Raw genomic sequence first — 17,512 nt, 5'->3', positions numbered from 1 at the left:
AAAACAGTACATGTTCTAGGACTTTTAAAGGCTAATAAATCATAATATATTCACTTTACAACTACAAACAGAGCCAAAATGTTCCACGAGGAACACTAAAAATCCATAAATTAAGAAACACTATTACCCATCAATTCACGTCAATCAACGCTAAAATCAACAAAAAAACACCTACACTAGGCGCTAAACCACAACTCAAATAAGAGTATTTTACCAATTTAGACTACTAAATAAGTCATTATTTAACCCCAATTCTAAACTCATAAAGCGCCTAATTCAACCATTCTTAACCTCAAACAACACAGAAATGCTCCACGAAGAACACTCTATACTAGAAAATAAACAAGGTTGTTTTAAATTACAAGCAACACAATTAGCTACATAACAGTCAAAACATACTCAACAAAAAGGAACAAATAGCCTTTAGAAAAACAATTTACAGCGCCGATTTAACAAAAAACCACATCACTACACGTACCATATAAAGGTGAAAAAAGTAATAATTCAGCCTTATAATTTGCTATAATACAAGATACAAATCAAAAAAAAAGACCAAAATAAACCTAAAAATATCGACTTCCTCCTACTCTATTAAACCATTTTAGATAAAATAAAAGCATAATAACAGACTATAAACACTTAAAAAAAGAACACAAAACACTAAAAAACTACGGATATTCTAGTTCAAAAAACACTAAATCAAGGTAATTAATTGACCATTATAGGGTAAATAAAACATAGCTATTTAAATATTCTAACCTCTATTAAGACACTTTTCTTGAAAACATAAACAAAAAAAAACAAATAAAAAATAGACAAACTCAACAGAAAACAGCTTTAAAAAAACCATATATTCCATCTAGATGAAATAAAAAAAACTCTTAAAAACAAAACAAAAGGCTTATACAAACGACATCAAAACAAAGTAAATTAGATATAATTACACTAAAAAAAAAAGACCTAAACAACGTTCCAAATCTCATTTTAATCCTTCATCATAAACTCTAAAAAAAAAATATTTAAACGCCTACAAAAAGAAATAACATTCATAAAAAGAAAAGAAGTCATACCAATAAAGACCTAAATAAGCCTTAAAAAAAAGAACAATAAACAGTCCAAATAGACAAAACAAACGACCTAATTAAACAAACTAAACTTTCAATACTCACTAAATACAAACCCGAAATTCAACTCCATTTCTAAACAATAGACAAAAAAAAAAGGGAACGTTCCACGTGGAACGTTCCCTTTAAAACTTAAATCTACCTTCCCATATACACTAATAAAACAGAAATATCAGAAGGTGAAACTCCGCTAATTCTTGAGGCCTGAGATATAGTTACCGGTTGTATTTTACCCAGCTTTTCCCTTGCTTCAAAACTCATAGATTGCAATTTAGAGTAATCAAAACCTACAGGTATCTTAATGTTTTCCAGTCGCGTTAACTTATCCGCGTTACTCTTTTCCTTAGCAATATACCCCGAATACTTAACCTGAATCTCTGTTTGCTCAATGATCTCATTATCCAGATTATGATCTTCAATATACTTCGAAACAGAAGACACTTCCTTCATATCCTCTATCGTCACATTAGGTCTTGCAAACATTTTAAACATCTTATCTTGTTGTCTAATCGCAGCCGAACCCTTAGCTTCCAAAGCGGGATTAATCTCCTCTGGAGTCACACTAGTATCTCTAAAAAACTGAACAAATTTCTCAGCCGCATTATGCTTCTCCTCCATGCGACGTAACCGTTTTTCTGACGCCAAACCTAAATCAAAACCTTTTGGCGTTAATCTAATATCAGCATTATCCTGACGCAATAATGTTCTATATTCTGCTCTCGACGTAAACATACGATACGGCTCTTCTGTTCCCTTCGTGATTAAATCATCAACCAATACTCCGATATACGCTTCATCTCTTTTAAGAATAAAAGGACTCCGTTCCTGAACTTTTAAGGCCGCATTAATACCCGCCATTAAACCTTGAGAAGCCGCCTCTTCATATCCAGTAGTTCCATTAATTTGACCAGCAAAAAACAAACCGTCAATCAACTTAGTTTCTAAAGTATGCTTTAATTGCGTCGGTGGAAAATAATCATATTCGATTGCATAACCTGGTCTGAAAAATTTCACATTTTCAAATCCAACCACAGAACGTAATGCTTTAAATTGAACATCTTCTGGCAGCGATGTAGAAAAACCATTTATATAATATTCTACAGTATTCCATCCTTCTGGTTCTACGAATAATTGATGTCTATTCTTATCCGCAAAACGATTTATCTTATCTTCAATAGAAGGACAATATCTTGGACCTAAACTTTTAATTCTACCATTAAACATTGGTGAGCGATCAAATCCCTCACGAAGTAAATCATGAACCTTTTCACTTGTATATGACATATGACAAGAACGCTGATGCGTTAATGGTTTTGTAGTATCCAAAAATGAAAACTTTTCCGGATTAACATCACCAGGCTGTTCTACCATTTTTGAAAAATCCAAAGATCGACCATCCACCCTTGGCGGTGTTCCCGTTTTCATTCTACCAGATTCAAAACCTAAATTAACCAACTGCTCAGTAATTCCAGTTGCCGCTCTTTCACCTGCTCTACCTCCACCAAAATTTTTATCACCTATATGAATAAGACCATTCAAAAAAGTTCCATTTGTAAGCACTACAGATTTTGATCTAATCTTAACACCAAGAGACGTTGTTACTCCACAAACTTTTCCATTCTCAACAATTAACCCAGAAACCATTTCTTGATAAAAATCAAGATTTTTTGTTTGTTCTAAAATCAAACGCCAATCTTCTGCAAAACGCATTCTATCACTTTGCACTCTTGGACTCCACATTGCAGGTCCCTTAGATTTATTCAACATCTTAAATTGAATAGCAGAAGTATCACTCACAATTCCAGAGTAACCTCCAAGCGCATCAATCTCTCTAACAATTTGTCCTTTCGCTATTCCTCCCATCGCAGGGTTACAAGACATCTGTGCGATGTTTTGTAAATTCATAGTAATAAGCAAAGTCTTGCTTCCCATATTAGCAGCTGACGCTGCCGCCTCACTTCCTGCGTGACCAGCACCAACTACAATCACATCGTAAACTTCGTTAAACATAATATTTGTTTTACCCAACCTCTAAGCTGAACAGAAAATCTGAACCCCCCTTTACTCAAGTATGATTTTTAATTATTGTTCCACGTGGAACGTTTTCTTTTTTATTTAAAAATTGAATCCCAAAAAACAAAAAACCAAACTACATGGCTTTCAATATTTCTAGAGCCTCATTTTCTTTGCTACGCATTAAAGTAGCGTCAGCTTCTGTTTTATCTTTGTAACCACAATAATGCAAAATACCATGAATAATTACACGATGTAACTCGTCCACAAATTCAACCTCAAAATCTTTGGCATTATCTTCCACTCGTTCAATAGAAATAAAAATATCTCCCTGTAGCGTTTTTCCTACTGAGTAATCAAAACTAATAACATCGGTCAAAGTATCGTGCTGTAAAAACTCTACATTTAATTTATGCAAATAATCGTCGTCACAAAACACGTAGTTTATCTCGTCCTCCTTGCAGTTTTCCTTATTTATTATAGTAGATATCCATTTAGAGATTTTAGTGTCTTCTAGACCCTTAAAATCGATTTCGTAATTAAAACTAATCATTTTTCTGTTTAAAGTACTGTTGTGCTTTTTGTTTATATAATTCTTGCAAAGGTAATGTTTGCTTATTCAATATTTCTGTGGTGTTAAAATATTGTTTTGCTTTATCCAATTGATTAGTGGTCGTATTCTTAAATTGTTTAGAATTTGTTTGAGATTCACGTTTTTGTTCTTGACCTTGTTCCAAAGCCGCATTTTCTAATTTTAACAATTGATGTTGTAAATTTTTCATTTTACTTAATGTTTGATTCGTAAAACCATTATTTATCAAATCCATCTCCACCTCTTCCATATCTCTTAACAATTGTCTTGCTTCTCTACTCTCTCCCAATCCTTCTTTTTCTAGACGTTGTTCAAGCGCTTGACGTAACATCTGTTGTTCTTGATAAATTTTAAACAACTCACCATTTGCATCTTCACTAAACCCATCCGCCCCATTTTGATCTCCATCTTCACCTTCACCATTCTGCTCACCTTTACCAGATTTACCATCCTTTCCATTTTTACCATTCTTTCCCTCTCCTTCACCTTCACCTTCTCCTTCACTTCCTTTCTCTCCTTCTTTACCTTTTTCGCCTTCTTTACCTTTCTCCCCATCTTCTCCCTTCTTCATCCCTTTTTCCATTTTTTTAGTCAATTCCTCTTGACTAATAATAATATCCGGCATAGGCATACCTCCTTCACCCTGACCAGGCATAGGCATACCACTTTGGTTTTGCAAATTATCTAACGCATCACTCAAAAAATCTGCTAAATTATTAGCTCCAGTTAAAACATATTGCTGAGAAGACACGCCTTGATAAATTCCATTTTCCGAAAACTCTTCAAGCGATTTATCTATATAAAAATAAACTTCGTTAATCTCTCTATTAATATCTTCAGAAAATTTTGGCTGTCGCATTGATATTGCAAACAAACTATCATCGACGTGTTCAAAATGTGTACGGAGCTCCTTTTGTTTTTTTAAATAAGTAGCATATTCGTTATGATTAATTTCAATACCCTTAAACTTATTCATTAAGCTTTCTTGATCCATTGAAAAAACAACCAAATTATCAAGTATTTGACGCAACATTGCAATATCCTCCTCCAACTGATCCTGGGCTGCTCCAGACATTTGCATCTGCATACTCATACTCATTTTTTTCATTTTTTGAGCAGCACTTTTCTGTTTCTTCTTAGCAGATTCTTGTTTCTGTTTTTTCCCCTTCTGGTCTTGCGCTTCTTCTTTACTTTTTAAATCGTCACTAGCGTCTTGTTGTTCACTTTTAATATTTTCTTCATTATTCTCATTTCGGGGCACATCCATTGGTTTTTTCAAATCATTATTATCCTTTTCCAATTGTTTTAATTCCTCCTGAAGTGCTTCAAACTTTTTATTGATGTCATCCTGTTTATCTTTTGTATTCTCTTCCGTTTTAGAATTAGCAAGTTTATCTTGCTCCTTTGCCAATTTATCCATCTCGTCAGCAATCTTCTCCATTTTTTTGGTCACATAATACCGTTTAGTCAACTCTACTAACTGTTCTAAACTTCGCTTCTGACTTTTAGCCTTCTTTGCCAAATTATCTAACTTCTTCGAAAATTTCTCTTTACTAAATTTTTCACGTAATTCTTCTAACTCCTTAAGCAGTTTCTCATCTTTCTTAAGTTGTTCTTCATTATCTTTTAAACGCTCCTTTAAATCCTCTTTAAATGCGTCATTTTCCTCTTTATCCTTTTGAAACTCCTCTAAATTATCTTTCAACTTTTTGTTAAACTGTTTCATCATCTGATCTTGTTCTTTTTGACGTTTAAGAAAATTTTCAAATTTTTTCTTATCGCTAAAGTTTAGTTCAGATTTTTCTCTTTGAGTTTTAGACAATTCTTGCAATTCTTTTTGTTGCTTATCAAACGTCTCTAAGGATTTATTTAAATTCTGTATCGTTTCGCTCTGTTCTTGCAATTGTTTTTGTTCCTCTTCATCTTGCGTGCGCTTCCTATAGGTAAACACTTCACTTTTAGTACTCTTATTTTCACTAACAGCATCATTATCGAATATCTGAAAATACAAATCATAAGACAGCCCTTCTTCAATTGCTAGCGTATTAGGAAAAGCACTTATAAACTGATCAAAATTAGCTTTAGCCACCGGAATCGTCATGACCTTCTTTTCCGCTTCATTACCGCTAGGATAATACACTAATTGCAGTTTACTCAAACCATAATCATCACTAACCTGTCCTTTAAAATATAACGATTGTTTGTCCAAACTATCGAGTTTAGACACCAAAGTAAGCTCCGGATACTGATCTTTAATCACTTGAATATTATAAGACAAATTCTCATAATTTTTTAGCGCTTTATTGCTAGTACTAATATTATAATCAAAATTATTAAAAATGGGTTTAGTTACACTAAATACACCCATTTTTGAGCCTACAAATGCTATTGTATCCAAGCTTATTAAGTCTACCCGATTTGTAGCTCTAGTCTTTAACTCCCATGTCACTTTTGTTCCTTGCGGAACTGTCGCATTACCAATCCCTTTTAAAATTTCATCCCGCTTATTGGTGTACCCTGGATAATTTAAAACCATATTAAAACTAAGTAATGTTGGTACTTCAACAACCTTTAAGGTATACGGTTTAGAGGTCACACCATTAGCCGCTAATGTAAACGTAATCTCTTCGGCTGGCTGTTCAAAAACATATTCAAAACTTCCCGTTTCGCGTTGTTGCAAAAAATAAGTTTCGTTGTTAAAATTAATTTGCGCCTCTTCTGGTATTACATCTCCTTCAGTCGTTACTAATAACGTAAATTCTTTATTCTCGGTCGTCTGTAAGTCTTCATTCAACACAAAAAACGTAAAAGGTGCCGGTGCCTCATAAGCCGTTTGATAATTAACCACACGCTCGTAGCTGTCGCTAAACCAATTCATTTTACCCGAAATAGCAGAAATAATTAATATTACTACAGGAATAGCAGCATATTTTAAATATTTAATATTTTGTTTAAAGTTAACGGCTAATTTAAACGGAATAGGATCCAGCGCTTCGGACTTTTGATCAATACTTGCTAAAAGCAACTCTGATGTATTTGCTTCCTCTTTAAGTTGTAATACATTTAATAATTTATCACTTACTTCCGGAAAATGATTACCAATTATTGTTGATGCCTCTTTATAGCCAATCCCCTTTTGAAGTTTGAATAACTTAGCCAATGGAAAGACAATAAATTTAACAAAAAGTGCTAATTCTACTGCTACAAACAACCAAAACAAGAGCGTTCTGGCAGAAGAATTCAGCCATAAAAAGTGTTCTATCAATAAAGTAAAAAGAAAGTACAGCAGTCCTATACTAAAAAACAAAATGACACCTTTTATCAATTCATTAGTGTAATATTTTCTAATAAATTGTTCTAATTTGGACTGTATATTATTAAAGTTATTCAAGTAATTGGTATTTAACTGACTAAAATACTATTTTATTTTTACACTTAAATACATTGGAATATAAGTTAATGTTAAAGGTGTTTGCTTTCGCAGAAATTATGCCGCGTATTTAATTGTTCTTTATTATTTCTTTGTTGTTTCTACTACTCTATTCTATCTTTGCAATCTATATCCTGAAACACGTTTAGGATTACAATTTATATGTCACTTAAACATGCTATGTTAAAGTGCTAATTTTTATAATATAAGATGTCAAAACAAGTCAGAGTGCGTTTTGCACCAAGTCCAACTGGACCTTTACATATTGGAGGCGTACGTACAGCGCTTTTTAACTATCTATTTGCCAAAAAGCATAACGGTACTTTTGTATTACGTATTGAAGATACAGATCAAAACCGTTACGTTGAAGGTGCAGAACAATATATAGTAGATGCCCTAAATTGGTGTAATATTCCTTTTGATGAAGGCCCAGGTAAAAATGAAAAATTTGGACCCTACAGACAAAGCGAACGTAAAGACTTATACAAACAATATGCTGAGCAATTAATAGCTAGCAGCAATGCTTACTACGCTTTTGACACGTCTGAAGAGCTAGATTATCACAGAACAGATCATGAATCTAAAGGTAAAACGTTTATTTACAATTGGCATAACCGTTTAAAATTAAGCAATTCTTTATCACTTAGTGCAGACGAGGTTAGTGCTAAATTAACGGCAGGCGATGATTTTGTGATTAGATTTAAAAGTCCACAAGACGAAACATTACGCTTAAAAGATATTATACGTGGTGATATAAAAATTGATACTAACGTCTTAGATGACAAAGTGTTATTTAAGTCGGATGGTATGCCAACCTATCACTTAGCTAATATTGTTGATGACCATTTAATGGAAATCACTCATGTTATCCGTGGAGAAGAATGGTTACCTAGCTTAGCTTTACACTACCAATTATACAAGGCTTTTGGTTGGGATCAACCCGAATTTGCACATCTACCATTAATTTTAAAACCAACAGGTAAAGGAAAATTAAGTAAACGTGATGGTGATAAATTAGGCTTCCCAGTGTTTCCATTAGAATGGAATCCTGAGTTTGGAGATACTGCAAAAGGTTATAAAGAGGAAGGTTATTTTGCAGATGCAGTCATCAACTTTCTAGCCTTTCTAGGATGGAATCCAGGGACAGAACAAGAGATGTTTACCTTAGAGCAATTAGTTGCTGCTTTTGATTTAGACCGCGTTAATAAGGCAGGAGCACGTTTTGATCCAGATAAAATTAAATGGTTTAATCACCATTATATGCAAGAGCAGTCTAATGAAGATTTAGCAGAAGCATTCCAAAAAAATCGTAGTGAATTAACAGCAATAGATGTTAATTACATTGCTTTAGTTGTAGGCTTAGTTAAAGAACGTGCCACTTTTGTAAATGATTTCTGGGATTTAAGTAGTTACTTTTTTGTAGCTCCAAAAAGTTATGACGAAAAAGCCTCTAAAAAGGCATTTAAGGAAGATACTAAGTCCATAATGACTGATGTATTAGCATTAGTTTCTAACATTACAGATTTTGAAGTAGAAACGCTTCAAAAAGACGTAAAAGGTTGGATAACCGCTAAAGACATTGGCTTTGGAAAGGTTATGATGCCTTTACGTTTAGCCTTAGTTGGTGCCTTACAAGGACCTGACGTTTTTGATATCATGTTTATGATTGGAAAAAATGAAAGTATAACACGTCTCGAAAAACTTATCGAAACGTTATAAAACAAAAAAGCCATCTACATTTAGATGGCTTTTTTTATAGTTTTTACTGTTCTTTTACCAATACTTTCATTTTAAAAATAAACTAAGACTGCCCTCAGTCACATTATTAAAATGTAATCATCCCTGTAAATGCGAACATGCTTTGGTGTCCTTTAAAATCTCGACCTAAAGTTTGGTTAAAATCAGAGTCATTTAAAGCACCTAAAATATTAGTGAATCCATAAATATATTGTGCTCTTACTTTAAAAAAACCAATACCCAAAGTAGCACCAATAGTACCATTAACATTAAAATTAGTTAAATCCTTCACTTCTTTAGCAAACACCGTATCAAAATCGGCTAAAATAAAGTCTTCTTGTTGATCATCACTTAACTCTAAATCACTATTATATTGCAACATTGGACCAAAATCAATAGTAAAGTTGGATGTTTTAAATGGCTTAGCATGCCACAAAAACTGGATTTGAGCAGTAAATATTTTATACTCAACATCCTCTGTAGTAATTGCTAATGGAAAATCAAAGCCTGTCGTACTTATCGTATTTTCTGATAGTTGCATACCATAACTAACATTAAACCACTTGTGGGGTATATCAACAGTAGCAGTCATATTAGCTATCCAACCCGCCCCTTTTTTGGTATCAAAATTATCTGTAATAATATCAAATTGTGTGATACCACCACCTAACGCAAACCCATTTTTAATTTCATAAGAGGCATGTTGTGCAAAGTTTTTTGTAACAAAACCTATAGTTAGTGCTACTAATAAGATGAATTGTAGTTTTTTCATTGTGGATAAAGGGTTTGTCCACAAATATAACTTAATTTAGTAAACAGAATTAAATAACCATTAAAACCATTAACACATGCTAGATCCAGTATTAATTGTAGTCATAGTCCTAGGACTTATCATTTTAATTTCATCCATATTTACCGTCAAACAGCAAACTGCTGCTATTGTAGAGCGCTTTGGTAAATTTCAAAGTATTAGACAATCCGGATTACAATTTAAAGTCCCTATAGTCGATAAAATCTCTGGACGTTTGAGTTTAAAAATTCAACAATTAGATGTTATTGTTGAAACTAAAACTAAAGATGATGTATTTGTACGTCTTAAAGTATCTGTACAATACAAAGTAATAAAAGCTAAAGTAGAAGATGCTTATTACAAATTAGATTATCCACACGACCAAATTACATCATATGTCTTTGATGTTGTCCGTGCAGAAGTGCCTAAAATGATTCTTGATGATGTCTTTTTACGTAAAGATGATGTTGCGATTGCAGTAAAATCTGAACTTAACGAAGCGATGCAAGATTACGGTTATGATATCATCAAAACCTTAGTAACAGATATCGATCCAGATGCACAAGTAAAAGAAGCAATGAACCGTATTAATGCTGCAGATAGAGAAAAAACTGCCGCGCAATATGAAGGAGATGCACAACGTATATTAATCGTTGAAAAAGCAAAAGCTGAGGCAGAAAGTAAACGTTTGCAAGGTCAAGGTATTGCTGATCAAAGACGAGAGATTGCTAGAGGTCTTGAAGAGTCTGTAGAAGTCTTAAATAAGGTTGGTATAAACAGTCAAGAAGCGTCTGCTTTAATAGTTGTTACACAACATTACGATACGTTACAAGCTATTGGACAACATACTAATAGTAATTTAATTTTAATGCCAAACTCTCCACAAGCAGGTAGCCAGATGTTAAATGACATGGTTGCTAGTTTTTCAGCAAGTAATGAAATTGGTGAAGCGATGAAAGAAGCAAAATTAAATAAGAGAAACGAATAGTGAATACGATACAATAATTAAAAAGCCTCAAGTTATCTTGAGGCTTTTTTTATGTGTTAGCTTTATATTTTTCCACCATAGAATTTAAACTATTTAAATAATTTGATAATGCGTCATTGTCTATTTCTGAAGATTGAGTATCACCTTGTGGTAAGGTAATTCTAATTTCGTCAAGATACTTTTGTAACTCTGGATGTTTTGTTTTTATCTCTATTGTTTTTTGAGATATTTTAGTCAATAATTGTTGAATAGTAGTCATCTTTATGTGTTTTAAATTATTGATATAATATAACTTAAACACGTGATGACTCAAAATTAATACTGCTAAAGCTTTATTAAAGTATTATTTAAACGGATGTCTTTCCTCCCATTTTTTAATCGGTGTCAACGTTTTTACAATAAATTTTAACGCTGGATTTAACAACCATTGATTAGTATGTTTCATATAAATATGCATCGTTTTAGGCACTGCACCTACAGAGCTTTTAATTTCCATAGCAGTACGGGCATAAACAACAGTTTTAAAACTATTGTTAATTCCAAAACTTAGCATATCATATAACATATTTAAATACAATTGATGTTTGTACTGAAACTCTGGATTATATCCTAAAAAATAAGTTTCTAATTGGTCATCGTTTAAAATTAGTGTGTAAAAGCCCACTAATTCTTCATGTAAGTAATAGCCAAACAATTTAAACTGAGCACCAAGTTCTTTTTTTAAATTGTAAAAATGCCTATTGTTTAATATAAAAGAATTCACTTTAGCATTATCAGATACATTCTTATACAATTTATAAATGGTTTCAGAACCTTTATCAATAGCCTCTAAACTCAGTTCTTTCTTAGTAATATTACCTGCTTTTTTAAGTGCAGATTTATAACGACTTCGATATTTTTTAGTTAAAGCAGAAGTATAATCGCTAATAGACTCCCATTCCTTTGGAATATCTAATAACATATTAGGTTGCACTTGGACCTTATACAAATGGTTTTTAATAAATAATACAGATTCTAAATGGATGCTATCTGTTTCAAAATAATCCTTAAAACAAACCATCCTAACCGTTTTATTATACGCCTTTTTAATCTCTATTGCTAAGAAATCAATAGCTTCAAAAATAGTTTCTAAATAGGACGTTTGTGAGATTATTTTAGAGTTATAATACAGTCCATGCTGTCCAGTATGCATCAAATTACCCACAATTAAAGTATTTCCTTTTACAACTTTAGCTATTACACGCTTTGTAAGCCGTTTTAAAGCCTTGTCGGAAGTGTTTCTAAACACGTTATCCAGATATAACTCTACACGCTGAATAATAGCTATTCCTGCCAGTATATCGTCTTTATAAATAGTCACGTAATTGGTTTCTATGTTTTCAGGTCCTGATAATGATAAGGCTTTTAAAAATGGTGTTTTTAAAAAGACATCACCCGTCGGTAAACCATCCCACGCCATAGGAAGTTCTGAAACCGATTTATAAATTTTAAAGTGAATCAAATATGTGAATAAAAAGATTGATTATTACTCTATCAGTCTCTATTAATATAAAATGTTACAAAAGTTAAACGATTGGTTTAAAACCGAAATCAAAAATTACCAACTACCGCTAGCGCCTCCTCCCGATGAGCGCCCTCCACCTCCAGAATAACTACTACTTGAAGACGATGACGACGATGACGACGATCGTGAATATGACGATGACGACGACGAATAACTCGAAGATCCAGATGATGAGTATCCTTTTGCATATCCCGGATTTAATTCGGCATGCAACTAAGCATCACGTTTAAAAAATGAAAATCCAAAAGTCTTATTATAGTCGCCTTTAATTTGATAAATAGCAAAATATACTGCTATAAAATGAAGAAGAATAATAACAGATATGAAAAAGAATAACACGTAAATAAACTCTACATTAGCCATAAACCTATTGATATCTTCGCCAAAAACAAGGTTAAGCATAAAAAAGAAACCCATTACAATTGGTAGAGAACCAAATAAAAATCCTGCCACAAACAAAAATAGCGTTGTTGGGATATAAAACAGATAAATAAAAACACCTAATTGTCCCGTAAATAGACTTTTAAAAATAAGAATCGCTCTGGTAAATGCATACTTCAATAATACAAAATAGCCTACAAAAACAAAAATTGATAAAAAGCCTGTTAACAATAAACCAAAAAATAGTTTCATAAAAAACACATAAAAACTATTAACAATCAATAACGCAATACCCGTATAGATTAGAAATTTATTTTTATAATTTTTATATAATGTTTTAAGCTTAAAAGTTTTGAAACTTTTTTTAATTATTAACTTATAATAACCATAAACACCAACCCAAAAATAGAAGATTAACAAAACACATGAAGCTATTAACTTAGTTATAAAATGAACACCGTCTGTAGACTTATCAGTGGTAGACACTGTTTCTGCTTCTATACTATTAGCAAAATCGTTAGCATAAATAGGATCGTCTATTAATTTAATAAGCTCTGATGTCGCCGCATCCACACCTTCAAAATAACGTCCTTGTTTAAATAAAGGTGTTAGTTCCTCCCTAATAACTCTAGACGAAAAAGCATCTGTAATTATATGTTCTAAACCATCCCCAACCTCTATCCTAACCTTTCTATCATTTGGAGAAATTAATATTAAAATACCATTATCAATACCTTCTTTTCCAAAATTATTACCCTCTTCGTTAAATACATAATACGCGTAGTTTTCAATACTATCTCCATCTAACCCTGGAATGGTTAACACTACAATTTCGTGAGAAGATTTAACCTCGTAAGACACTAATTTTTGTCTTAATAATTCTGCTTCTTCATTACTAAAAATAGCCGCATTATCTGTTACCATATCAGAAATGATAGGGTAGTCTTGTGCGTTTGTATATTGAATACAAATAAAAAAAAGGACAAAAAGTATTTTTAATTTTTTAAACATTAATCACCGTATTACTACAATTTAAACACTAGCTCAACAACCTACTTAAATAACACAATCAGTTATTAAAACTTATTCTTTTTTTAAATCCTTAACTAAACTTGAGGTGAAAAATAAAATAAAAAGACCCGTAATTGAAATACAAGCCCACATAAACCACGATTGTTGCCAAAACGAAGGGGTTTGATTCACTACTTCCTTAGCGTCTTGTTTTACAACGTTTTTAATTTGTACACGCGGTAAATTTTCAGAAATATTATGTCTAAAAAAGGATAAATCATATTCTGGTGCCTTGATAGTGTCACTACCTGTTGTTATAGTATAACTAGCATTAGCTTTTAAAGTTGTAATAACATACAATGGTTTTTGAAAAAAGTTAATACCCTCGAACACTAAATGGTTACTATCCTTATTTTCAATTTCAATAAAAATATCATTCTCAAAAATCTCTTGGATATTAAAATTGGTTGGCGAATCGGAATTTAATTGAAAACTAGCTAGTCGTTGCTTATACGTTTCTTCCTTCTTTTTTATAACCCGCGTTACCTTCTTATAAATAATCACATCACGATTAAAATAGTCTGGAGCTAAAACATTAAATTCAACTTGATTTAAAATCTCTCTATTCTTAAATTTAATATGAATTTGAGTAGTCTTCTCTTCACTTAATTCGACAGTAGTAACTGATGCTTTGTTTACCTTTTGTAATGCTCTATTAGTAATAGCATTAGCATAACCACCAATCTTTAAAATATTAATAGGTAAAGAATCAAAATCGTTCACTATTATTTTTAAATATTTATAACTGCAACTAGGCACTCTAATAGCTTTATCAACACTAACAGTGTTAGTACCCTCCAAATTAGATAAACGTCCAGAATTAAGTACTCCAAACCATTCTACACCATCATTACTCCCGGATATTTTAAAACTTTTAGATCCTGAATAGTTGGCTATAGAGAAAACAATATCCTCAATAACTTTAAATGGGTTATTAAACACAATAGTAGTGCTTGTGTCTTTTAAAGTTTCTTTTGAAACCAGCTCAAATGGCACATATTCGCTGGTTGTTAAATGGCTACTTTTTTCACGAATAAAATAGGGTACTTCTTTCCCTTTAGCATCTAATATTCTAAAATCACTCAAATTTCTATTAGAAAAAGAACGGATCTGATTTGGCAATTGTATTTCGTACAATCCATCAGTCTCGACAGTCTCTAAAACACCTGTTGTATTTTGAGCAATCGTTACATTAACACATGCTAATGCCAATAAAAGTTTAATCTTCATCTTCATCTATAGGATCTTTAGTATCATCTATAACAAGCACTCTTAACTTTTGATATACAAACGAAATAATAAGGATTAAAACACCAAGTAGTATAAAGGCAATTATTTTACCTGTTTCAGAGATATTGTTTATATCATAAGTAAATAACTTAACAATAGTAATTCCTAAAAGTACTAAAGCAATGATTCTAATACTTTTAATTTGCTTTTTAATACCTAAAATTAGGAATATAAATGCTAATACTCCCCATAACACAGGAAATGAGGTTTTAACAATTTTTTCAGTAGTCATAGCAATCTCACTATACACAGCTATATTTTGAGATTGTATTGGTTCTAAAAGTAGTTTTAAGCCATGCAATAATACTTCTCTACTAGCCATAAAAATTAATACAAACGCTGCCACCCAAATAAAGGCTTTGTGTTTAAAAAAGCTAAATACAACCTTGTTTTTATTAGAGCGGTATAACAGTACAGCAAAAAACAATGTTAAAGCTAACATTACATAATGTAAATAAAATGCAATCTGATAAGTACTTTCTCCTCCTATATACTCGGTATGTTCCAAAAATGGTAAACCTAAGAATACAAACACAAAAAGAATGATATTTACACATGCCATACTATTGGCTATTTTTAAATTGAATTCCTTTTTTGATAGGAATAACACAAATGCTACTACCGCCGTAAACAATAGATGATACACCGCAGGTATTGCTAAAGCCGAATTCCAATGCTCTATATGATATACTGCTTGGAAAAAGGATTCAAAAAGTCCTACAATATACAACAAGACCACTCCAGAAATTAAAGCAATTTTACGGTATGTAACCGCATCAAATACAAACTGTAACAATGGAATACGTACGGTTTCTTTTTTAAGTAAAAAGTACACAAATACTATTGTTGCCACAACAAAAATTCCTGTTCCAAAAATGGGATTAAATACAATGTTTAAAACAGCCTCGTCATGATATTTTTGACTCCAATCTATAACTAGACTTAAAATAGATAATCCATGAACTATTACGGAAGCAAAGCGATAACTACCAATATTAGATTTTTTTGCTAACCACATTAATAACACTGCTTCTGCTGCCCAAAATAATGTAATATAATTACCTTGAAACTGAATAGGAATGGCTAGCGTGATAAACGTTAGCGTTAAACCTATAAGCATATACACTGCAACTTTATCAAGCTTAAATTTTTTGAATAAAAACCAAGCGAAAAACAAATTAAGTAATGCCAAACCAGTAGTAAATAATCCCCTAAATTCTGGATGATAATCATTTAGAGTTACCATACCTACGGTAAAAAAGAATACAGTTGAAGCAAACAACATCACTAATTGCCCTTTAGTAAATACAGCTTTTGTTTTTAAATTATTTATAATGTTTGTTACGACAAATATCAAGTAAAATGCAAATGCAAATAAAAGTGTTCCTAAATAATGAGGCGATTCGCTATGGTTATCTTTTATAAACCAACCTCCAAACAACACAATAGTAAAAATAAATGCAAGTGTATTAACCAAACGCCACTTTTTATAAAAAGCTAATAGCGTTATCCCAATATTTAATATTATGATGTAAGTAAAAAGGACGACATAATTACCTGATCCTGTACTGATCATAAAAGGCACTGCAAAACCACCAATTAGTGCTAAAACAGCTAACTCCATTCTGTTATACGATAAGGATACCAAACAACTAAAAATGGTAATAACAACCATAATAGCAAACGCTACTTCTTGGCCAAAAAGTTTGTATTCATGAAAAGCAATAGCAATGGTAAAGTAAAAAATAGCAATGGCTCCTGCCACTAAAACCGAGCTAAATGCGGCATAATTCTTACGTAATTTATTAGCAATAAACATCACTAAAGTCCCACATAAAACGCCTATACCAACTCTAGCCGGCTCGTTAATCCAATCCTTATCAATAGCAAATTTTACAAAGTAGCTAATCCCTAAAACAAGGATTAAAATACCGAGTTTATTAATTAAATTCTCGCCAATAAACTTTTCTAAATCAGGGTTCTTTTCTTTAAAACGTTCCCAAAAGGCTTGTTTTGGAGGTTGTACAATCGCTTCTTCTTCTTCCTCTTCTTCTTTTTCACTAACAACATACTCTGAAGCTATATCACGTTCTGCAGTATAACTATTAACTGTATCTGCTGTATTTAATATAGTAACCTTTTCCGTTTCCTTAATAACCTCTTCTATAACCTCTGGTATAGGATCAGTATACATTGGAACTTCTGGTTCCAGTTCTGGTTCTGGTTCTGCTACAATATCAGTTTCTCCTTCATAAAACGGTGTTTTATACTCTTCTTGAGAAACCAATTTAGAAAGGCCGTTAATCTTAGAATTTAAGACTTTAATATTATCATTTAAGGTTTTATTACTCTCTTGTAATTCTACAAAACCAGACTTTAACTTATTAAAAATAATTAATAAAAATACAAACACTGCTATTATAACAATCTCAAACATAAAAAATATTTTTTAGTACGCATTATAAATGAAAAACCGGATATACTTGATATCGTTTTAGATGTAAAAAAGCAGTTTATTAATGTAAAAACGCC

General features: G+C 32.0%; 12 protein-coding genes. 2 read left to right on the top strand and 10 right to left on the bottom strand.

Annotation, left to right across the window (positions count from 1 at the left end; translation table 11 throughout):
- Positions 1–1,262: 1,262 nt before the first annotated feature.
- The 3 genes from mnmG to H0I26_RS03075 all read right to left on the bottom strand — a co-directional run bounded on the left by mnmG (position 1,263) and on the right by H0I26_RS03075 (position 7,120).
- A complete protein-coding gene (gene mnmG, locus H0I26_RS03085) occupies positions 1,263–3,134 on the bottom strand; it encodes a tRNA uridine-5-carboxymethylaminomethyl(34) synthesis enzyme MnmG (RefSeq protein ID WP_218700962.1) in 1,872 nt (623 codons plus the stop codon).
- 139 nt (positions 3,135–3,273) lie between these two features.
- Positions 3,274–3,690 carry an rRNA maturation RNase YbeY gene (gene ybeY / locus H0I26_RS03080; RefSeq protein ID WP_101015782.1) on the bottom strand — a complete coding sequence of 139 codons (417 nt, stop codon included), beginning with the start codon at positions 3,688–3,690 and terminating at the stop codon, positions 3,274–3,276.
- A complete protein-coding gene (locus H0I26_RS03075; RefSeq protein WP_218700961.1) occupies positions 3,683–7,120 on the bottom strand; it encodes a DUF4175 family protein in 3,438 nt (1,145 codons plus the stop codon). The genes ybeY and H0I26_RS03075 overlap by 8 nt, the downstream gene beginning before the upstream one ends.
- Positions 7,121–7,369: 249 nt before the next feature.
- Here H0I26_RS03075 and gltX point away from each other — a divergent pair, with 249 nt between their 5' ends.
- Positions 7,370–8,878, top strand: coding sequence for a glutamate--tRNA ligase (gene gltX / locus H0I26_RS03070; protein ID WP_218700960.1), 1,509 nt, complete (start codon positions 7,370–7,372; stop codon positions 8,876–8,878).
- Positions 8,879–8,984: 106 nt separating this feature from the next.
- Here gltX and H0I26_RS03065 read toward each other — a convergent pair whose 3' ends face one another.
- Positions 8,985–9,668 carry a hypothetical protein gene (locus tag H0I26_RS03065; protein ID WP_218700959.1) on the bottom strand — a complete coding sequence of 228 codons (684 nt, stop codon included), beginning with the start codon at positions 9,666–9,668 and terminating at the stop codon, positions 8,985–8,987.
- A gap of 76 nt (positions 9,669–9,744) precedes the next feature.
- Between H0I26_RS03065 and H0I26_RS03060 the strand changes: the two genes are divergently transcribed.
- Entirely contained in the window at positions 9,745–10,674 is a 930-nt protein-coding gene (locus H0I26_RS03060; protein ID WP_101015778.1) for an SPFH domain-containing protein, read from the top strand.
- A gap of 49 nt (positions 10,675–10,723) precedes the next feature.
- On the opposite strand, the gene H0I26_RS03055 is transcribed toward H0I26_RS03060, so the two are convergent.
- The 6 genes from H0I26_RS03055 to H0I26_RS03030 form a co-directional block, all read right to left on the bottom strand.
- The gene (locus H0I26_RS03055; protein ID WP_218700958.1) at positions 10,724–10,933 is read right to left on the bottom strand and encodes a hypothetical protein; all 210 of its coding nucleotides are present in this window, start codon (positions 10,931–10,933) and stop codon (positions 10,724–10,726) included.
- Between the two features lie 84 nt (positions 10,934–11,017).
- Positions 11,018–12,175 (bottom strand): GNAT family N-acetyltransferase, encoded by a 1,158-nt coding sequence (locus H0I26_RS03050; protein ID WP_256935241.1) that lies wholly within the window; start codon positions 12,173–12,175, stop codon positions 11,018–11,020.
- 96 nt (positions 12,176–12,271) lie between these two features.
- A complete protein-coding gene (locus tag H0I26_RS03045) occupies positions 12,272–12,451 on the bottom strand; it encodes a hypothetical protein (protein ID WP_218700957.1) in 180 nt (59 codons plus the stop codon).
- On the bottom strand, positions 12,452–13,630 hold the full coding sequence (locus H0I26_RS03040; RefSeq protein ID WP_218700956.1) for a TPM domain-containing protein: 1,179 nt from the start codon (positions 13,628–13,630) through the stop codon (positions 12,452–12,454).
- A gap of 72 nt (positions 13,631–13,702) precedes the next feature.
- Entirely contained in the window at positions 13,703–14,920 is a 1,218-nt protein-coding gene (locus H0I26_RS03035; protein WP_218700955.1) for a hypothetical protein, read from the bottom strand.
- Positions 14,910–17,417 carry a DUF2339 domain-containing protein gene (locus tag H0I26_RS03030; protein WP_218700954.1) on the bottom strand — a complete coding sequence of 836 codons (2,508 nt, stop codon included), beginning with the start codon at positions 17,415–17,417 and terminating at the stop codon, positions 14,910–14,912. The genes H0I26_RS03035 and H0I26_RS03030 overlap by 11 nt, the downstream gene beginning before the upstream one ends.
- Between the last annotated feature and the right edge of the window lie 95 nt (positions 17,418–17,512).

It is taken from the genome of Olleya sp. HaHaR_3_96 (assembly GCF_019278545.1).
Taxonomy (GTDB): domain Bacteria; phylum Bacteroidota; class Bacteroidia; order Flavobacteriales; family Flavobacteriaceae; genus Olleya.
Note: the sequence above shows the minus strand (reverse complement) of the source record. Positions and strands in the feature narration are given on the sequence as shown.